This is a genomic window from Cupriavidus sp. KB_39 (assembly GCF_052114485.1).
Lineage (GTDB): Bacteria > Pseudomonadota > Gammaproteobacteria > Burkholderiales > Burkholderiaceae > Cupriavidus.
Genome location: NZ_JBFREV010000020.1, coordinates 26,243 through 44,270 on the forward strand (window position 1 = coordinate 26,243; position 18,028 = coordinate 44,270).

The window sequence follows — 18,028 nt, forward strand, 5'->3', positions numbered from 1 at the left end:
GTCGGGTGGAGATGGCGCGGCAGGTGCCGTTAGGCGCGCGGCTCAATACTGGACAGTGACGGTCACCAGCGACTGGTAGGTGCCCGCCGCCGGCATSGTCTGGGGTGGCATGCGGCCGTAGATCGTCCGCTCCTGGTCATTGCCGTTGCCGGTGGCGCCAACGGTGTCCGTGCCGACCGTCTGGCCCCAGACCGCCGTGCGGGCGGTGTCGCTGTACAACTGGTATTTCAGCGAATTCGTGCCGTTGCTCATGCGCCGGTCCGGCACCGTGGAACCGGTGCCGTCACCGGCGTTCAGTGCGATCGTGTAGGCGGTGCCGGTCGTGCACGCCACGATGATGACGGTGGTCACATCCACCGGCTGGCTGATCGCGCCCACTTCGCCAAAGGCGAGGTTCGGCGTGCTACGGATGTCGCAATCGCTGACCACCACGGCGCTCACGAGGAACGTGCCGGTCTTGGTGGCCGCCCCTGCCAGCTGTGGCACCGGCAGTGACAGCACGGCCGCGATGGCCATGACACGTGAAAGACGAGCAGGCATGACATCTCCTTGTCCGGATCTATCGGGTTCGCATTGCAGGTCGTTGAATTGCGCGGGAATCTCGCCGGATTTACTTGGAAATCGCTGAATCGGCATTCACTGATAAATCGGTTTCCAACGCTCGCGGTGAGAAACAGCAAAAAGATATTTCCGCGCACTGCTGATATAGATGCCGGATAAATCGAAGTCAATCGTGCGTCGCGAGACTCAAGAAAGATTCATCACGGAGCGCCCCCATCACGTCGGGACTTACAGCAAGTGATGTCGTCGCGCAAACTCTGCCAGTTCAATCAGCGATTTGAATTTCAATTTGCTCATGATATTTGCCTTGTGCGAGCTGACGGTTTTATTGCTGATTTCCAGTAATTCGGATATCGCCTTATTGGTATGGCCCGAGGCCAGCATGCGCAATACCGTCAGTTCGCGCCGGCTCAAAATGCGCGCGGGGTCGCCGGCCACGGCCGAGAGGCGCCGCAGCGTGGGCAGCAGGTGCGTGGGAAACACCGCGAAGCCCTGCATGACGGCGCGCAGGGCCGGCGTGAGTGCGTGCAGGCCGTCGCCCTTGTCGACATAGCCATGGGCGCCGCCATGGATGGCGCGCTCGCCGGCGCCGGTCATCGCGGACAGCACCAGCACCCGGGTGGCGGGATGGCGCGACACGAGTTCGGCCAGCAGGGCCTCGCCCGGCACGCCGGGCAGGCTCAGGTCCACGACGATCAGGTCGGCGATGGCGTCGCGCAGCACGCGCAGCGCGTCCGCGCCGTTGGTGACTTCCGTCACGGTGTCGAAATCGAGGTCCTCGGTGAGGCGGCTTCTGACGGCAAGCCGGATCGCGGGGTGATCATCCACGACAAGGGCGGTGGGCATGGGCTCGGGCTCCTACAGTTGAGTGATGCCCGAGCATAGGCCGTCCGTTTCCGTGCAGGATGCGGAAACGTCGGCAATGACACTGCGAAACTTCCGTGTATCGATGCGGAAATTTCAGCTCCTGCGGATTTGTGTCCGCCCGGGGCGCGCGGATGACATCGGCAAATCACATCGCGACGGACATGACAATCGTGAAATCCTGAAAATTTCGTCTGAATTTGACCTAAGTTGAAAGGCGAGCCCCGCACATCTGCCAATCTGATGAGGATGCGTGACACCTGTGTCATGCCACAACCGGAGATCGCCGCCATGCCCCAAATCATCCTTGCCACCGATGGATCGAACTTCAGCGATGCCGCCGCGCACTTCCTGGCCACCGGACGGCTGCTGCAACCGGGCTATACCGTGCACGTGGTGCACGTCTCGCCCGAAGTCACGGGTCAGGTGCGCGCGTTCGTCAACAAGGACACCATCGACGCCTGGCACCACGATGAAAGCGAGAAGGCCATGGCCTCCGTCTGCAAGATCCTTGGCGATGCCGGCGTGCCGTTCGAGCGCCACCCGCTGCGCGGCTTCGCGCCGGACAAGATCCTGGCGCACGCCAGGGCGGTCCATGCCGATGCCATCGTCATGGGCACCCATGGCCGGGGGTCGTTCTTCGATGCGGTGATTGGTTCCGTGGCGGGCCGCGTGCTGGCGCAGGCCGACTGCCCGGTGATGATGGTCAAGGGCGATCGCCGCCCCGCCTGATCGGCTGGCCTACCCCCAGAGCGGGGGTTCGTCCATCAGCGCGATCTGCTCGCGCAATTCGAGGATGCGGTCCTGCCAGTAGCGCGCCGTGCCGAACCACGGGAACGCGGCCGGGAAAGCGGGATCGCGCCAGCGCGCGGCCAGCCAGGCGCTGTAGTGCAGCAGGCGCAGCGTGCGCAGCGCCTCCACCAGCCATAGCTCGCGCGTCTCGAATTCAGCAAAATCCTCGTAGCCGGCCACGATGTCGGCCAGYTGGCCCTGCATCGCCGCGCGGTCGCCTTCGAGCAGCATCCACAGGTCCTGCACCGCCGGCCCCATGCGGCTGTCGTCGAAATCGACGAAATGCGGGCCCGGCGCGCCGCGTCCGCGGGCGTCTTCCGGATCGATCCACAACACATTGCCACGATGGCAGTCGCCATGCAGCCGCAGCAGGCGGATATCGCCGGCGCGGTCGTAGCAGCGACGCACGGCGTCCAGGGCCAGGTCCACGGCGGCGCGCCACGGCGCGAGCAGGTCGGCGGGAATGCAGTCGTGGGCGAGCAGGTAGTCGCGCGGGACCACGCCGAAGGTCTCCACGTCGAGCGTGGGACGGGCCTGGTACGGCGCCGACGCGCCCACCGCGTGGATGCGCCCGATAAAGCGGCCCAGCCACGTGAGCGTCTCGGCGCGATCGAGCGCCGGCTCGCGGCCGCCGCAGCGCGGGAAAACGGAAAATCGGAAATCGTCGTGTACGAGCAGCGTGGCRGGCGGCTGTCCGCCGAGCGAGGCAGACAGCGCCGGCACCGCCGGGATCTCGGCATCGGCYAGTTGCTGGACGAACGCGTGTTCCTCGAGGATGGCGGCGTCAGTCCAGCGGCCCGGCCGGTAGAACTTGGCGATGACCGGCGCGGCATCCTCGATGCCGATCTGCCAGACGCGGTTCTCGTAGCTGTTGAGCGCCAGCAGGCGCCCGTCCGGCTGGAAGCCGGCGGCTTCCAGGGCGTCGAGGATGCACTCCGGCGTCAGGCCGGCATAGGGCACATCCTCGTCGACGGGCGCTGTCATGGGGCGCGTGCCGCTCAGGGCTTGCGGCCGCCGAGCAGCGCTGCCTGCGACGCCGGACGACGGTTGCGCGCGGGCGGCGCGCCGGCAGCGTCCTGCGCCGGGCGCGGGGCGTTGTTGCCGTTGCCGCCGCGGCCATTGCCGCCGCCGTTACCACCGTTACCACCGTTGCCACCACCGTTGCCGGCAGCCTGTCGGCCACCGCGGTTGCCGCCGTTGGCACCGTTGCCGTTGCCATTGCCGTTCCCGTTGGCGCCGCGCGCCGGCTGGGCCGGGCGGTTGCGCGGTGYGTCCTGGCGCTGGCCTTCCGGGCGCGGTGCGGCGGGCTTCGGGGCGCGTTCCTGACGGCGGTCGCCGCCCTCGCCCCGGGGCTTGGCCTGTGCCGGCGGGCGCTGGCCACGGCCTGCGCCCTGGCCACCACCACCGCCGCCACGTTGCTGGCGGCCCTTCTGGATCGGCTCGGCCACGATGCTCGGGTCCACTTCGAARCCCGGCAGGACGGTCTGTTCGATCTGGCGCTTGATCAATCGTTCGATATCGCGCAGCAGGCCGTGCTCATCCACGCAGACCAGGGAGATCGCCTCGCCCTCGGCGCCGGCGCGGCCCGTACGGCCGATACGGTGCACATAGTCCTCGGGCACGTTCGGCAGGTCGAAGTTGACCACGTGGGGCAACTGGTCGATGTCGATGCCACGCGCCGCGATGTCAGTCGCCACCAGCAGCCGCAGCGTGCCGGCCTTGAACTCGGACAGCGCGCGCGTACGCGCCGACTGGCTCTTGTTGCCGTGGATCGCCAGCGCGGACAGGCCGTCCTTGGTCAGCTGCTCGGCCAGCCGGTTGGCGCCGTGCTTGGTACGCGTGAAGACCAGCACCTGGTGCCAGTCCTCCTCGCGCACCAGGTGGGCCAGCAGTTCGCGCTTGCGTTCGCGGTCCACCGGGTAGGCGCGCTGCGCCACGGTTTCAGCCGTGGTGTTGCGGCGAGCCACTTCGATCGAGGCGGGGTTGTTCAGCAGGCGGTCGGCCAGCGCGCGGATATCGTCCGAGAACGTGGCCGAGAACAGCAGGTTCTGGCGCTTGGCCGGCAGGATATTCAGGATCTTGCGAATATCGTGGATGAAGCCCATGTCGAGCATGCGGTCGGCTTCGTCCAGCACCAGCAGTTCTACCTGGGAGAGGTCGATGGTCCGCTGCGACACGTGGTCGAGCAGCCGGCCCGGCGTGGCCACGACGATATCGACGCCGCGCTTGAGGGCCTCGATCTGCGGGTTGATGCCCACGCCGCCGAACATCACCATCGAGCGCAGCTTCAGGTATTTGCCATAGTTGCGGACGCTCTCCTCCACCTGGGCGGCAAGCTCACGCGTGGGAGTCAGCACCAGTGCGCGCACTGGCTGGCGTGCCCCGCGCGGGGCCGGATTGTGGGCGGCGGATTCGCCCAGCAGCTGCAGCATGGGCAGCGTGAAGCCCGCGGTCTTGCCGGTGCCGGTCTGGGCGCCGGCGAGCAGGTCGCCACCTTTGAGAATGGCAGGGATAGCCTGCGCCTGAATCGGGGTCGGCGTGGTGTAGCCCTGTTCGGCCACGGCACGCACCAGCTTGTCGGACAAGCCTAGATCGGAAAAAGACATGAAATGACGCTTCAGCCGCCCGTCACGCAAGGGATTGCGCCAATCGCAGGGCGGCATGGGTAGGAAACCGAACCTGAAGCACCCCGAAGGGGGTCAGGTCCCGGTGGGACGGGCCGATTGCCCCCGCCTCCGGTGGGGAGAAGGGCCGTAGTGTACCAGCCCRGCGCCCTCCCCATACCCTGCCGGCGATGGGGTGGCGCCGGCTCCACCCCCGCCGCCCCCCGCCCCGGGCCGCCGGGGGTGTCCGGATCTCGCCACATCAGGCGCCCGGCACCCTCCCAACGGGGGTACAAGGCGGGCGATGCGGGTAGAATGCCGGGTTGCCCGGCCCGTGCGCATGTCGCGCGGACGGCGCCATTCCCCTCACCAGTCACCCGAAGCCGGAGTCATCATGTCCTTGCGGTTCTCCCTGACGCGTCAGTCCGTGTTCCTGGCGGTGGTTGCCGCCGCCCTGGCCTTGCCCGGCGCGGCCGCGCTGGCCCAGGACGTGCCCGTGGCCGGCACCCCGGTCCGCGTGATTCCGGCCGATGCGCCGATGGCGCGCATGGTGATGGCGATGCCCACGGCCTCCACGCCGCTGACCGCCAAGCTCGACAGCAAGACGGTGGCCACGGCGCCCGGCCTGCGGGTCTTCAGCACGGAAACGCAGCTGCTGAACCCGGTGGTCATCGCCGGCAAGAAGCTCCCGGTGCGCTACAAGCTGGACCTCTACGGCCAGCTCCAGACCGCCTGGGTGCTGACCGATGCCGAGGTGAAGGAATGGAAGGCCTCGCATTAAGTTGAAAAACACGTAGCAGGCGGCCCGCCCCCGGCCGCGTTGTCCCCAGAAGCAGAAGCAAACCCTGATGCCCCCAGGTAAACCACTGAGACCGGCACCATGAAAAAAGTATTCGTGAAGACGTACGGCTGCCAGATGAACGAGTATGACTCGGACAAGATGGTGGACGTACTCAACGCCACGCAGGGCATGGAGCCCTGCGACAACGTCGAAGACGCCGACGTCATCCTCTTCAACACCTGCTCCGTGCGCGAGAAGGCCCAGGAGAAGGTGTTCTCCGAGCTGGGCCGCATGAAGGCGCTCAAGGCCGCCAAGCCGGACCTCGTGATCGGCGTGGGTGGCTGCGTGGCCAGCCAGGAAGGCGCCAGCATCGTCTCCCGCGCGCCCTACGTGGACGTCGTGTTTGGCCCGCAGACGCTGCACCGCCTGCCGGACCTGATCGATCGCCGCCGCCGCACCGGCCAGTCCCAGGTCGACATTTCCTTCCCCGAGATCGAGAAGTTCGACCACCTGCCGCCCGCCAAGGTGGACGGCCCGAGCGCGTTCGTCTCGATCATGGAAGGCTGCTCGAAGTATTGCAGCTACTGCGTGGTGCCCTACACGCGCGGCGAGGAAGTCTCGCGCCCGTTCGAGGACGTGCTGGCCGAAGTGGCCGGCCTGGCCGACCAGGGCGTGCGCGAAGTCACGCTGCTGGGCCAGAACGTCAACGCCTATCGCGGCGCGATGGGCGGTACGACGGAAATCGCCGATTTCGCCCTGCTGATCGAATACGTGGCCGAGATCCCCGGCATCGAGCGCATCCGCTACACCACCAGCCATCCGAAGGAGTTCACCTCGCGGCTGGTGGAGCTGTACGAGCGCTGCGACAAGCTGGTGAACCATCTCCACCTGCCTGTGCAGCACGCCTCGGACCGCATCCTGATGGCGATGAAGCGCGGCTACAGCGCGCTCGAGTACAAGAGCATTATTCGCCGCTTGCGGGCGATCCGGCCGACCATGTCGATGTCGTCCGACTTCATCATCGGCTTCCCCGGCGAGACCGATGCCGACTTCGAGAAGCTGATGTCGATGATCGAGGAAGTCGGCTATGACACCTCGTTCTCGTTCATCTTCAGCCCGCGCCCCGGCACGCCGGCGGCCAACCTGCACGACGACACCCCGCATGACGTGAAGCTGCGCCGCCTCCAGCGGCTGCAGGCCACCATCGAGGAAAACGTGCAGCGCATCAGCCAGGGCATGGTCGGCACGGTCCAGCGCATCCTCGTGGAAGGCCCGGCCCGCAAGGACCCCACCGAGCTGCACGGCCGCACCGAGAACAACCGCGTGGTCAACTTCGCGCTGCCCGGCGTACCGCAGGCGCGGCGCGACCAGATGATCGGCCAGATGGTCGATGTCAGCATCACGCAGGCATTCCCGCACTCGCTGCGCGGCGAGATCGTGGTGCGCCAGTAAGGACCTCCATGAAAATCCAGACGGCGGAATTCGTCGCACCCAAGGACGACAACGCGCGGCTCCAGAACCTGTGCGGGCCGCTCGACGAGAACCTGCGCCAGATCGAGCAGGCGCTCGACGTGACGATCCAGCGCCGCGGCCACCGCATGACGGTGCGCGGYGCGCGCGCCCAGGACGCCGCGCTGGCGCTGGAGCGCTTCTATAACGATTCGCGCGTGTCGCTGTCGATCGACGACATCCAGCTTGGGCTGGTGGAATCGCGCCAGATCTCCGCGCACGGCGCCTACCTGCCCGAGACCACGGCCAGCGGCTACGCCAATGGCGAGGAAGACCCGCGCGGGCTGGATGAATCCCCGGTGCTGCACACGCGCCGCATCGGGCTGCAGGGCCGCACCGCCACGCAGCGCGAGTACCTGCGCCACATCCTCGCGCACGACCTGACGCTGGGCATCGGCCCGGCCGGCACGGGCAAGACCTACCTGGCCGTGGCCTGCGCCGTGGACGCGCTCGAGCGCGATGCCGTCAAGCGCATCGTGCTGACCCGCCCGGCCGTGGAGGCCGGCGAGCGGCTCGGCTTCCTGCCGGGCGACCTCGCCCAGAAGGTGGACCCCTACCTGCGCCCGCTCTACGACGCCCTGTACGACCTGCTCGGTTTCGATCGCACGCAGAAAATGTTCGAGCGCCAGATGATCGAAGTCGCGCCGCTGGCCTACATGCGCGGCCGCACGCTGAACCACGCGTTCATCATCCTCGACGAAGCCCAGAACACCACGCCGGAACAGATGAAGATGTTCCTGACGCGGATCGGCTTCGGCGCCAAGGCCGTGATTACCGGCGACACCACCCAGATCGACCTGCCGCGCGGGCAGAAAAGCGGCCTGGTGGAAGCCCAGCACGTGCTGCGCGATGTACGCGGCGTCGCGTTCACGCGCTTTACCAGCACCGACGTCGTGCGCCATCCCCTGGTGGCGCGCATCGTCGATGCGTATGACGAATTCCACGCCCAGCACAAGGACGCCTGATCTTGACCAAGAAGTCTCCCGCCGCCAGCCTCATCCTGTTCGATGCCGACGGCCGCGCGCGCAAGAGCGCCGCAAACGCGCTGCGCGTGCAACTGCCCGATGGGCGCAGCCTGACCGTGGACCTGTCCCAGGCCGCCGACGGCGTGGTGGCCCTGCTGGCCGAACACACCGATACCCGCCAGCAGGCCGGCCTGCTGGTGCGGCCGGACAACCACGACGCCGTGTCGGTCGCCGTGACGGCTACGCCACTTGCGACCACCACCGGCACCCCGGCCACGCCGCCTGAGGTCGAACTCGACGTCCAGTATGGCGATGGCGTGCGCAAGCGCACCGGCCTGCCCTCCGCCAAGCAGATCGGCAAATGGGTGCGCTCGGCGCTGTTCGCCGATGCCGCGCTGACCATCCGTTTCGTCGACGAGGAAGAAGGCCGCACGCTGAACCGCACCTATCGCGGCAAGGACTACGCGACCAATGTGCTGACCTTCGCCTACGCGGAGCACGCCGACGACCCGGTGACCGGCGACATCGTGCTGTGCTGCCCMGTGGTGGAGGCCGAGGCCAAGGCGCAGAAGAAGCCGCTCGACGCCCACTACGCGCACCTGATCGTCCATGGCGCGCTGCACGCCCAGGGCTACGAGCACGAGCATGACGGCGAGGCCGAGGAAATGGAGGCGATCGAGACCGAGACGCTCCAGGCGCTCGGCTACGCCGACCCGTACCTGCCGGTGCGCGAGGATCGCTGAAGCGAAGGATTGTGAAGTGCCGTGTGCGCCACCTGCGTGCGCCACGGCACCCCCTGTCACGGGGCTGGAATCCTTTTAGTGTATGCTTCAGACGATCTCCACCACGCGCTAAGCCGCGACATGAACGACCCCTATCCCAGTTCGAAACCTGCCAATCACAAGCAGGCGGATCGCCCAAGGTCCCTTCTCGAACGCCTCACCGATTTCATTTCCCCTGAGCCGGACACGCGCGCCGAACTACTGGAAGTGCTGCAGGAAGCGCATGAGCGCAACCTGATCGACGCCGATTCGCTCTCGATGATCGAGGGTGTATTCCAGGTCTCCGAGTTGACCGCCCGCGACATCATGGTGCCCCGCGCCCAGATGGACGCCGTCAACATCGCCGACGCGCCCGAGACGTTCATCCCCTATATGCAGCAGACGGCGCACTCGCGCTTTCCGGTCTACGAAGGCAGCCGCGACAACATCATCGGCATCCTCCTGGCCAAGGACCTGCTGCGCTATTACACCGACGACACGTTCGACCTGCGCGAAACGCTGCGCCCGGCCGTGTTCATCCCCGAGTCCAAGCGGCTCAACATCCTGCTGCGCGAGTTCCGGATCAACCGCAACCACATCGCCATCGTCGTGGACGAGTACGGCGGCGTGGCGGGGCTGGTGACGATCGAGGACGTGCTCGAACAGATCGTGGGTGACATCGAGGACGAATTCGACCTCGACGAGGACCACGACAACATCCTGCCGACCGCCGATGGCGCCTGGCGCGTGCACGGGCTGACCGAGATCGAGCAGTTCAACGAGGCCTTCGGTACCGCCTTCCCCGATGACGACGTGGACACCGTGGGTGGCCTGCTGACCAATCATCTGGGGCATGTGCCCCATCGTGGCGAAATCATCACTTTGCCGCCGCTCCGCTTCGAAGTGCTGCGCGCCGACGCGCGGCAGGTGCACCTGCTCCAGGTGCGCCGCGAGGCGACCGACCACCTGGCCGTGGCCGACGCATGACGCGCGAAGTCCAGGCCGGCGCCGCCAGCACGGCGAGCGCCCGGCAAACCGGCCAGCGCGCCGGGTCCGCTACCGCTGTGTTCCGGCTGCTCATGGCGGCGACGCTCGGCGTCGCCCATACGCAGGCGTTCGCGCCCCATGACTGGTGGTGGCTGCAGATCCTGTCGATGGCCGGGCTGGTCGCCCTGCTCGCCGATGCCCCGCGCCCGCGCGCGGCGGCCGCCACGGGCTACGCGTTCGGGCTGGGCTGGTTCCTGTCCGGCATCTGGTGGCTYTATATCAGCATGCATGTCTACGGCGAGATGCCGGCCTGGATGGCCGGGCTGGCCGTGGTGCTGTTTGCCGGCTATCTGTCGATCTGGCCCGCGCTGGCGGGCGGCGTCTGGCACTGGCTGACCCAGCGCGGACGCCACGGCGTGCTGCCGGCGCTGGCGTTCGGCGCCACCTGGGCGCTGGGCGAATGGCTGCGCGGCGTGGTCTTCACGGGCTTCCCGTGGCTGGGCAGCGGCTATCCCCATACCGACGGGCCGCTCGCCGGCTTCGCCCCCCTGATAGGCGTGTACGGCATTACCGCGCTGGCTTCGGCGGTAGCCGCGCTATTGGTGACGGCGGTACGCGCCGCCCTGCGCCGCTCGGCTACGCAGGACGCCACGCCGGACACCGCATCGCGCCGTGGCCTCGTCACCGCGCTGGCCCTCGTCATCGGCCTGCCCGCGCTGGGCTTCGCGCTGACGCCCATCGCCTGGACCACGCCGGTGGGCGAGCCAATCTCGGTGCGGCTGCTGCAGGGCAACGTCGCGCAGGACATCAAGTTCGAGCCGGTGGGCATCCAGCGTTCGCTGGAGCTGTACCGCGACCTGATTACGGCGGAGCCGGCCGACCTCGTGGTCACGCCCGAAACCGCGTTTCCGGTGATCCTCCAGGAACTGCCGGTCGATATCGCCCAGGCAGTGCGCCGGCATATGGAATCCACYGGCACCACGGTGCTGTTCGGCGCGGCCGGGGCCGATTCGCCGGTGGACTTCACCAACAGCGTGTTCGCCATCGGCCCGGAGCAGCCCATGCTCTACCGCTATAACAAGCACCATCTGGTGCCGTTCGGCGAGTTCATCCCGTTCGGGTTCCACTGGTTCGTGGACATGATGAAGATGCCGCTCGGCGACTTCCGGCGCGGCGGGCTGGACCAGCCGGCGGTGCCGGTGCGCGGCATCCATGTCGCGCCCAACATCTGCTACGAGGATCTGTTCGGCGAGGAAATCGCCGCCACCCTGCGCCAGCAGCCGTCACCGGCCAATATGCTGGCAAATGTGACGAATCTGGCATGGTTCGGCGACACCATCGCCCTGGACCAGCATCTCCAGATCTCGCGGATGCGCGCCCTGGAGACGCGCCGCCCGATGCTGCGCGCGACCAATACCGGCATGACGGCGGTGGTGAAGCCAGATGGCACGGTGCAGGCGCGGCTGCCGACCTTCCAGCTCGGCACGCTCGCGGCCACGGTGCAGGGTACGCAGGGGCTCACCCCCTTTGTGCGATGGGGCAATGTGCCGGCGCTGGCGGCCTGCCTGATCGTGCTYGCGCTGGCGTTCGGCGCGCGGCGGCGGGCACGCCCGTAGCGGCGTGAGCTTCGCCAATGAAAAAAACGGGCCTGAGGGCCCGTTTTCTTTACGGCCCGGAGCGGTTAGCCCAGGACCGAGGTCGCCACCGATACCGCGGCTGCGGCGGCCATCACGGCCAGGGCGACAAGATATGGTTTGCGAGAAAGTAGCGTCATGACCAATCCCCAAAAGTTATTGTTGCCCGGACACCTTTTATGAGCGGTTGTCCCCCTGAGGAGGCTGCCCGGGAGCAGCGCGCTGTGAAGCGGCTGCGTAGTTCCACTGTATACAAAAATAGTATCGGCACCTATCGGCGGGTTCTGAATGGCGTGTCAGGATTTACCCGACCCGTTGCGAAAGCCCGACACCGCCGCCGGGGCCCGTTTCGTGACACAACGTACGGGATTGCCCCCTGTTCCGGTCGGCTTGTGGCCAAAACCCGATAGAATTCAGGGTTTGGCAATCCTGGCACGAGACCGCTCGTGCACTTGCCGGCGGCTTTCTTTTTCGTCTTCCTATGCTGACCTTCCAACAAATGATTCTTACCCTGCAGGCCTACTGGGACCGGCAGGGTTGCGCGTTGCTGCAACCGATCGATCTGGAGGTCGGCGCAGGGACGTCGCATGTGCACACGTTCCTGCGCGCGATCGGCCCCGAGCCCTGGCGCGCGGCCTACGTGCAGCCGTCGCGGCGCCCCAAGGATGGCCGCTATGGCGAGAACCCGAACCGCCTGCAGCACTACTACCAGTACCAGGTGGTACTCAAGCCCGCGCCCGAGAACATCCTCGACCTGTACCTGGGCTCGCTGGAAGCGCTGGGGCTGGACCTCAAGCAGAACGACATCCGCTTCGTCGAGGACGACTGGGAGAATCCCACGCTCGGCGCCTGGGGCCTGGGCTGGGAAGTCTGGCTCAACGGCATGGAAGTGACCCAGTTCACCTACTTCCAGCAAGTCGGCGGCATCGACTGCAAGCCGATCACGGGCGAGATCACCTACGGCATCGAACGTCTGGCGATGTATCTCCAGCAGGTGGAGAACGTCTATGACCTGGTCTGGACCGAGTGGGTCGAGAACGGCGAGACGCGCCGCCTGACCTATGGCGACGTCTACCACCAGAACGAGGTGGAGCAGTCCACCTACAACTTCGAACACAGCAACACCGAGATCCTGTTCCGCCATTTCTCCGAGCACGAGGGCGAGGCCCGCCGGCTGATGGGCGAGGTGGGTGACAGTCGCGGCGAGACCACCGAAGACGGCCAGAAGAAGGATTCCGGCGTGCGTCTGGCGCTGCCGGCCTACGAACAAGTGCTCAAGGCGGCACACACGTTCAACCTGCTCGATGCCCGGGGCGCGATCTCCGTGACCGAGCGCGCGGCCTACATCGGCCGTATCCGCAATCTGTCGCGCCAGGTGGCGCAGGCCTACTACGACTCGCGCGAAGCGCTCGGCTTCCCGATGTGCGGCAACGGGGCCCGCGCATGACCTCGCGCGTGCGCGGCGCACGCATGCCGAGGCGCCTGACAGCGCTGGCGACCGTGGTGTCGCTGGCAACGCTGGGCGGCCTGCTGGCGGCGCCCGGCGCGGCGCAGGCGGCTGCCCGCGCGGCCACCACCCCGGTGCCGCAGGCGCTGTACCTGCCGGCCGACCTCGCCAATATCTGCGAGGCCGACCCGCAGGCGCTCCAGCAGGCCATCGCCCGGCACTGGAAGCCGTCGCTGGCCAGCATCGACCAGTGGACGCAGCTGGTGCGCTCGTTCTCGTGCGACCTGTCCGGCTCGCGCGACCTCGGCTGGCACCGCGTGCCGCTGCGCACCTACGAGAGCGCCATCCGCTACCCGCTGCAGTGGGCAACGTGGGAAGAGCGCAACGGCCGCTCGCGCCGCACCGTCCGCAACTATTATTCAGCGGCGCAGTTGCCGCAGAAGATCGATTTCTGGGTGGGCGGACGGATCGACGAGATCCGCTATGACCGCCGCCAGCAGCGCATCGACGCCCGCTTCCCGGCCGCCGGCGCCCGTGGCGCCTCCGGCGTGGTGGCGCAGTGCGCCTACACCACGCTGCAATTCCGCCAGCAGAACGGCCTGTGGCTGCTGTCTGGCGTAGAACCCAATCTCGCGCCGCGCTGCTGACAGCGCGCGCCTTTCATACCCGTTGGATACGATTCATGTCGCAACCCATGACCGATTCGCTGCTGATCGAACTGTTCACCGAAGAGCTGCCGCCCAAGGCGCTCGCCCGCCTGGGCGATGCCTTCGCGCAAGGCCTGACTGACGGCCTGCGCGCGCGCGACCTGCTTGAGGCCGGCGCCAGCGTGACCCCGTTCGCCACGCCGCGCCGCCTGGCCGCACTGGTGACCGGCGTGCGCCGCAGCGCCCCCGACCGCGAGCAGCGCGAGAAGGTCCTGCCCGTCTCCGTGGCGCTGGACGCCAACGGCGCCCCCACCGCCCCGCTCGGCAAGAAACTGGCCGCGCTGGCCAAGTCCGTCGGCGTGGCCGAGATCGACTGGCAGACGCTGGAGCGTGCCTCCGACGGCAAGGCCGAGGCGCTGTTCCATCGCTACACCGCCAAGGGGGCTACGCTGGCCGACGGCCTCCAGGCCGCGCTGGACGAGGCAATCGGCAAGCTGCCGATTCCGAAGCTGATGAGCTACCAGCGCCCGGACGGCACCACGGTGCACTTCGTACGCCCCGCGCACAGCCTGATTGCGCTGTTCGGCGCCGAGATCGTGCCGGTGTCCGTGCTCGGCCTGCCGGCCAGCAATGTCACGCTGGGCCATCGCTTCCTGTCCGAAGGCACCCTCGAGATCCCGCACGCGGCGGAATACGCCACGCTGCTGGAGAACAAGGGCCGCGTGGTGGCGAGCTATGCCGACCGCCGTGAGCGCATCCGCACCGCCCTGCTCAAGGAAGCCGGCGCCGACCAGGTGGTCATGCCGGACGCGCTGCTGGACGAAGTGAACTCGCTGGTCGAGTGGCCGGTGGTCTATCCCTGCCACTTCGAGGAAGTCTTCCTGGCCGTGCCGCAGGAATGCCTGATCCTGACCATGCAGACCAACCAGAAGTATTTCGCGCTGACCGACGCCGCCGGCCACCTGCGCAACCGCTTCCTGATCGTGTCGAACCTGGCCACCGAGACGCCCGAGTCCATCGTCACCGGCAACGAGCGCGTGGTGCGCCCGCGCCTGGCCGACGCCAAGTTCTTCTTCGACCAGGATCGCAAGAAGACGCTGGCCTCGCGCGTGCCGCAGCTCGGCAACGTGGTCTATCACAACAAGATCGGCAGCCAGCTGGACCGYGTGCAGCGCCTGCAGCAGATTGCCGGCCACATCGCCGACGCGATGAATGCCCACGGCGTGACCGTCGACAAGGCCGCCGCCATGCGCGGCGCCGAACTGGCCAAGGCCGACCTGCTGACCGACATGGTCGGCGAGTTYCCCGAACTCCAGGGCACGATGGGCACCTACTACGCGCGCCATGACGGCGAAGCCGACGAGGTGGCGCTGGCGTGCTCGGAACACTATCGCCCGCGCTTTGCCGGCGACGCGCTGCCCGAGGGTGCCGTCAGCACCGCCGTGGCGCTGGCCGACAAGCTCGAGACACTGGTCGGCATCTGGGGTATCGGCCTCCAGCCCACCGGCGAGAAGGATCCGTTCGCGCTGCGCCGCCACGCGCTGGGCATCCTGCGCATGCTGATCGAGCGCCCGCTGGCGGTGCCGCTGGACACCCTGCTGGCGCTGACCGAGCAGGCGTTCGCGGGGATCGTCGCCGTCAAGCCGTCGCGCGAGGCCATCACCGATTTCCTGTTCGACCGCGTGCGCGGCTACCTCAAGGACAAGGGCTACACCACCAACGAGGTGGAAGCCGTGGTGAGCCTGCGCCCGCAGCAACTGCATGACGTGCTGGGCCGCATGGAGGCCGTGCGCACCTTCGCCGCGCTGCCCGAGGCCGAGGCACTGGCCGCCGCCAACAAGCGCATCACGAACATCCTGCGCAAGACCGACGAAGCCATCGGCACGGTCGACACGGCGCTGTTCCAGGAAGACGCCGAGGGCGCGCTGCATGCCGCCATCGAACGCGTGCGTCCGGGTGGGGAAGCGGCCTTCGCCAGCGGCGACTTCACCGGCGCCCTGCGCGACCTGGCCCAGCTCCGCGACGCCGTGGACCGCTTCTTCAACGACGTGATGGTGATGGCCGAGGACGCGCGCCTGCGCGCGAACCGGCTTGCGCTGCTGGCCACGCTGCACACGCTGGCCAACCGCGTGGCGGACATCTCCAAGCTGGCCGCCTGACCGGAGCCCTGCGATGCCACAGTCCCAGCCCCGCTTTGTGATCCTCGACCGCGACGGCGTGGTCAACCTCGACAGCGACCACTTCATCAAGACGCCCGATGAATGGGTGCCGATCGCCGGCAGCCTCGAGGCCATCGCCACGCTGAACCAGGCCGGCTACCGCGTGGTGATCGCGAGCAACCAGTCCGGCATCGGGCGCGGCCTGTTCGAGATGAGCGCGCTGAATGCGATGCACGAGAAGATGTACAAGGGGCTGGCCAACCTCGGCGGGCGCGTGGAGGCGGTGTTCTTCTGCCCGCACACGGCCGCCGACAACTGCGACTGCCGCAAGCCCAAGTCGGGCCTGTTCGAGCAGATCGGCGAGCGCTTCGGCCTGGAGCTGCGCGGCGTGCCCGTGGTGGGCGACTCCCTGCGCGACCTCGAAGCCGGCGTGGCGGTTGGCTGCATCCCCCATCTGGTCCTGACCGGCAAGGGCGTGAAGACGCGTGACAAGGGCACCCTGCCCGCCGGCACGCGCATCCACGACGACCTGGCCGCGTTCGCCCGCTGGCTGATTGCCGGCGATGCCGCCCACAAGGCGTCTTCGTCACCCGCGCCCAGCGCCCCCTGAATTCCGGCCACACTGATGACCTTTATCCGTTCCCTGCTGTTCGCGCTGTACCTGATCGTGCTCACGCCGCCCTACGCGTGCGCCTGCTTCATCGCCTTCCCGTTCATGAACGCCGACCGGCGCTTCCGCTTCGTGCGTGGCTGGCCCCTGCTCGTGATCTGGGCTGGCCGCCTGATCTGCGGCATGCGCTACCGCATCGAAAACGGCGAGCGCATGGACGCGATGCTCGACAAGCCCGTGGTGCTGCTCTCCAAGCACCAGTCCGCCTGGGAAACCGTGGCCTACGTGGCGCTGATGCCCAAGCCGCTGTGCTTCGTGTTCAAGCGCGAGCTGCTGTTCGTGCCGTTCTTCGGCTGGGCGCTGGGCATGCTCAAGATGGTCCATATCAACCGCAAGGAAGGCACGCGCGCGTTCGCCTCGGCCGCGCGCCAGGGCCGCGACCGGCTCGCCGAGGGCGCCTGGATCATCATGTTCCCCGAAGGCACGCGCACGCGCGCCGGCCAGGAGAACCCCCGCTACAAGAGCGGCGGCGCCCGGCTGGCCGTGGAAACCGGCGCCTGGGTGATCCCGATGGCGGTCAACTCCGGACGCGTCTGGCCGCGCAACTCCTTCCTGAAATACCCCGGCCTGATCACGATCTCGATCGGCATGCCGATTTCGTCGGCCAACAAGACCGCCGACGTGCTGAACCAGGAAGTGGAAGCGTGGATCGAGGCCGAGATGCGCCGGATCGATCCCGAAAGCTATCGCCGCAACCCCAGCGAAGCCGCCGCATGAAGCTGCTGCGTCCCACTCCCGACAACCCCGGCGCGCAGCTCGAACTGCCGCTCGCGGAGGCTGCGCCCAGCGCTGCCTCCGCCGCGGATGCCGCGCTGCTGGCGCCCTCGCTGGACACGCCCCCGGCCGACACCTGGCCACCCGCCCTGCCCAACGGCCGCACGCTGCACGTGGGCGAGCGCATGCTCCACTACGCGCTCAAGCGCTCGTCGCGGCGCACCATCGGCTTTACGGTGGATGACCGCGGGCTGTCGATCACGGCGCCACGCTGGGTTACGCTGACCGATATCGAGTCGGCCATCCTGGAAAAGCAGCGCTGGATCTTCAACAAGCTGGGCGAGTGGCGCCACCGCGAGGCTCGCCGCATACTGCCGACGGTGCAATGGCGCGAGGGCGCGAGCCTGCCGTTCCTGGGCAAGCCGATCACGCTCCAGCTCGATTCGCCGGCCGGCGCGCTGCTGTTCGACGCCGACACGCGCGTGCTGCACCTGGCGCTGCCGACGCACGCCGACGAGCAGCAGATCAAGGACCGCGTGCAGGGCTGGCTCCAGCACCAGGCGCGCCGCCTGCTGGTGGAGCGGCTCGATATCTACGCCGACAAGCTCGGCGTGCGCCACACCGGCTTCGCGCTGACCTCGGCCGCCACGCGCTGGGGTAGCTGCACCGCCGACGGCAAGATCCGCCTGAACTGGCGGCTCATGCATTTCCCGCTGTCGATGATCGACTACGTGGCCGCGCACGAACTGGCGCACCTCAAGGAAATGAACCACGGCCCGCGCTTCTGGGAAACAGTGGAATCGATCTTTCCCGAGTTCCGCGATGCCCGCGCCCAGCTGCGCGCGCATCCGCCCGAGCTGCTGCCGACGTTCTGACGCCCGGCGAGGCGGGGAGCCGCCGGCGAGGCCCCGCCATCCGGACTAAAATACGGCCT

The 18,028-nt window shown here is 67.7% G+C and carries 17 protein-coding genes; 13 read left to right on the forward strand and 4 right to left on the reverse strand.

Annotated elements, in window-relative coordinates; genetic code table 11:
- Window positions 1–42: 42 nt before the first annotated feature.
- Together AB4Z27_RS16105 and AB4Z27_RS16110 are read right to left on the reverse strand one after the other, a co-directional pair.
- Complete coding sequence (locus tag AB4Z27_RS16105) at window positions 43–540, reverse strand: Csu type fimbrial protein (protein ID WP_092291973.1); 498 nt, start codon at window positions 538–540, stop codon at window positions 43–45.
- A gap of 249 nt (window positions 541–789) precedes the next feature.
- Window positions 790–1,407 carry a response regulator transcription factor gene (locus tag AB4Z27_RS16110; RefSeq protein WP_092291971.1) on the reverse strand — a complete coding sequence of 206 codons (618 nt, stop codon included), beginning with the start codon at window positions 1,405–1,407 and terminating at the stop codon, window positions 790–792.
- Between the two features lie 309 nt (window positions 1,408–1,716).
- Here AB4Z27_RS16110 and AB4Z27_RS16115 point away from each other — a divergent pair, with 309 nt between their 5' ends.
- Entirely contained in the window at window positions 1,717–2,157 is a 441-nt protein-coding gene (locus AB4Z27_RS16115) for a universal stress protein (protein WP_092291969.1), read from the forward strand.
- Window positions 2,158–2,166: 9 nt separating this feature from the next.
- On the opposite strand, the gene AB4Z27_RS16120 is transcribed toward AB4Z27_RS16115, so the two are convergent.
- Together AB4Z27_RS16120 and AB4Z27_RS16125 are read right to left on the reverse strand one after the other, a co-directional pair.
- On the reverse strand, window positions 2,167–3,201 hold the full coding sequence (locus tag AB4Z27_RS16120; RefSeq protein ID WP_092291967.1) for a serine/threonine protein kinase: 1,035 nt from the start codon (window positions 3,199–3,201) through the stop codon (window positions 2,167–2,169).
- Between the two features lie 14 nt (window positions 3,202–3,215).
- Window positions 3,216–4,823 (reverse strand): DEAD/DEAH box helicase, encoded by a 1,608-nt coding sequence (locus AB4Z27_RS16125; RefSeq protein ID WP_441644821.1) that lies wholly within the window; start codon window positions 4,821–4,823, stop codon window positions 3,216–3,218.
- A 391-nt stretch (window positions 4,824–5,214) separates the two neighbouring features.
- Between AB4Z27_RS16125 and AB4Z27_RS16130 the strand changes: the two genes are divergently transcribed.
- The 12 genes from AB4Z27_RS16130 to AB4Z27_RS16185 all read left to right on the forward strand — a co-directional run bounded on the left by AB4Z27_RS16130 (window position 5,215) and on the right by AB4Z27_RS16185 (window position 17,969).
- A complete protein-coding gene (locus AB4Z27_RS16130; protein ID WP_092291965.1) occupies window positions 5,215–5,601 on the forward strand; it encodes a hypothetical protein in 387 nt (128 codons plus the stop codon).
- Window positions 5,602–5,700: 99 nt separating this feature from the next.
- A complete protein-coding gene (gene miaB, locus AB4Z27_RS16135; RefSeq protein WP_441644822.1) occupies window positions 5,701–7,053 on the forward strand; it encodes a tRNA (N6-isopentenyl adenosine(37)-C2)-methylthiotransferase MiaB in 1,353 nt (450 codons plus the stop codon).
- A gap of 8 nt (window positions 7,054–7,061) precedes the next feature.
- Window positions 7,062–8,075, forward strand: coding sequence for a PhoH family protein (locus AB4Z27_RS16140; protein ID WP_092291961.1), 1,014 nt, complete (start codon window positions 7,062–7,064; stop codon window positions 8,073–8,075).
- Between the two features lie 2 nt (window positions 8,076–8,077).
- Entirely contained in the window at window positions 8,078–8,818 is a 741-nt protein-coding gene (gene ybeY / locus AB4Z27_RS16145) for an rRNA maturation RNase YbeY (RefSeq protein ID WP_441644823.1), read from the forward strand.
- 120 nt (window positions 8,819–8,938) lie between these two features.
- Window positions 8,939–9,823: an HlyC/CorC family transporter gene (locus AB4Z27_RS16150; RefSeq protein WP_092291957.1), complete on the forward strand. Its 885-nt coding sequence runs from the start codon at window positions 8,939–8,941 to the stop codon at window positions 9,821–9,823.
- Window positions 9,820–11,439, forward strand: coding sequence for an apolipoprotein N-acyltransferase (gene lnt, locus AB4Z27_RS16155; protein WP_441644824.1), 1,620 nt, complete (start codon window positions 9,820–9,822; stop codon window positions 11,437–11,439). Before AB4Z27_RS16150 ends, lnt begins: the two co-directional genes overlap by 4 nt.
- 499 nt (window positions 11,440–11,938) lie before the next feature.
- A complete protein-coding gene (gene glyQ / locus AB4Z27_RS16160) occupies window positions 11,939–12,904 on the forward strand; it encodes a glycine--tRNA ligase subunit alpha (protein WP_092291953.1) in 966 nt (321 codons plus the stop codon).
- The gene (locus tag AB4Z27_RS16165; RefSeq protein ID WP_255370717.1) at window positions 12,901–13,551 is read left to right on the forward strand and encodes a hypothetical protein; all 651 of its coding nucleotides are present in this window, start codon (window positions 12,901–12,903) and stop codon (window positions 13,549–13,551) included. The genes glyQ and AB4Z27_RS16165 overlap by 4 nt, the downstream gene beginning before the upstream one ends.
- Before the next feature lie 35 nt (window positions 13,552–13,586).
- Window positions 13,587–15,710 carry a glycine--tRNA ligase subunit beta gene (gene glyS, locus AB4Z27_RS16170; RefSeq protein WP_441644825.1) on the forward strand — a complete coding sequence of 708 codons (2,124 nt, stop codon included), beginning with the start codon at window positions 13,587–13,589 and terminating at the stop codon, window positions 15,708–15,710.
- Between the two features lie 13 nt (window positions 15,711–15,723).
- Complete coding sequence (gmhB, locus tag AB4Z27_RS16175; RefSeq protein ID WP_092291949.1) at window positions 15,724–16,320, forward strand: D-glycero-beta-D-manno-heptose 1,7-bisphosphate 7-phosphatase; 597 nt, start codon at window positions 15,724–15,726, stop codon at window positions 16,318–16,320.
- Window positions 16,321–16,335: 15 nt separating this feature from the next.
- Window positions 16,336–17,097: a lysophospholipid acyltransferase family protein gene (locus AB4Z27_RS16180; RefSeq protein ID WP_092291947.1), complete on the forward strand. Its 762-nt coding sequence runs from the start codon at window positions 16,336–16,338 to the stop codon at window positions 17,095–17,097.
- On the forward strand, window positions 17,094–17,969 hold the full coding sequence (locus AB4Z27_RS16185) for a M48 family metallopeptidase (protein WP_092291945.1): 876 nt from the start codon (window positions 17,094–17,096) through the stop codon (window positions 17,967–17,969). Before AB4Z27_RS16180 ends, AB4Z27_RS16185 begins: the two co-directional genes overlap by 4 nt.
- Window positions 17,970–18,028 lie beyond the last annotated feature (59 nt).

Bases quoted from the DNA above. Each gene is read 5' to 3' on its own strand.
- AB4Z27_RS16115 (WP_092291969.1), top strand. From the start codon at position 1,717: ATGCCCCAAATCATCCTTGCCACCGATGGATCGAACTTCAGCGATGCC.
- glyQ (WP_092291953.1), top strand. From the start codon at position 11,939: ATGCTGACCTTCCAACAAATGATTCTTACCCTGCAGGCCTACTGGGAC.
- AB4Z27_RS16165 (WP_255370717.1), top strand. From the start codon at position 12,901: ATGACCTCGCGCGTGCGCGGCGCACGCATGCCGAGGCGCCTGACAGCG.
- AB4Z27_RS16185 (WP_092291945.1), top strand. From the start codon at position 17,094: ATGAAGCTGCTGCGTCCCACTCCCGACAACCCCGGCGCGCAGCTCGAA.
- AB4Z27_RS16180 (WP_092291947.1), top strand. From the start codon at position 16,336: ATGACCTTTATCCGTTCCCTGCTGTTCGCGCTGTACCTGATCGTGCTC.
- AB4Z27_RS16110 (WP_092291971.1), bottom strand. From the start codon at position 1,407: ATGCCCACCGCCCTTGTCGTGGATGATCACCCCGCGATCCGGCTTGCC.
- AB4Z27_RS16130 (WP_092291965.1), top strand. From the start codon at position 5,215: ATGTCCTTGCGGTTCTCCCTGACGCGTCAGTCCGTGTTCCTGGCGGTG.
- AB4Z27_RS16150 (WP_092291957.1), top strand. From the start codon at position 8,939: ATGAACGACCCCTATCCCAGTTCGAAACCTGCCAATCACAAGCAGGCG.
- miaB (WP_441644822.1), top strand. From the start codon at position 5,701: ATGAAAAAAGTATTCGTGAAGACGTACGGCTGCCAGATGAACGAGTAT.
- gmhB (WP_092291949.1), top strand. From the start codon at position 15,724: ATGCCACAGTCCCAGCCCCGCTTTGTGATCCTCGACCGCGACGGCGTG.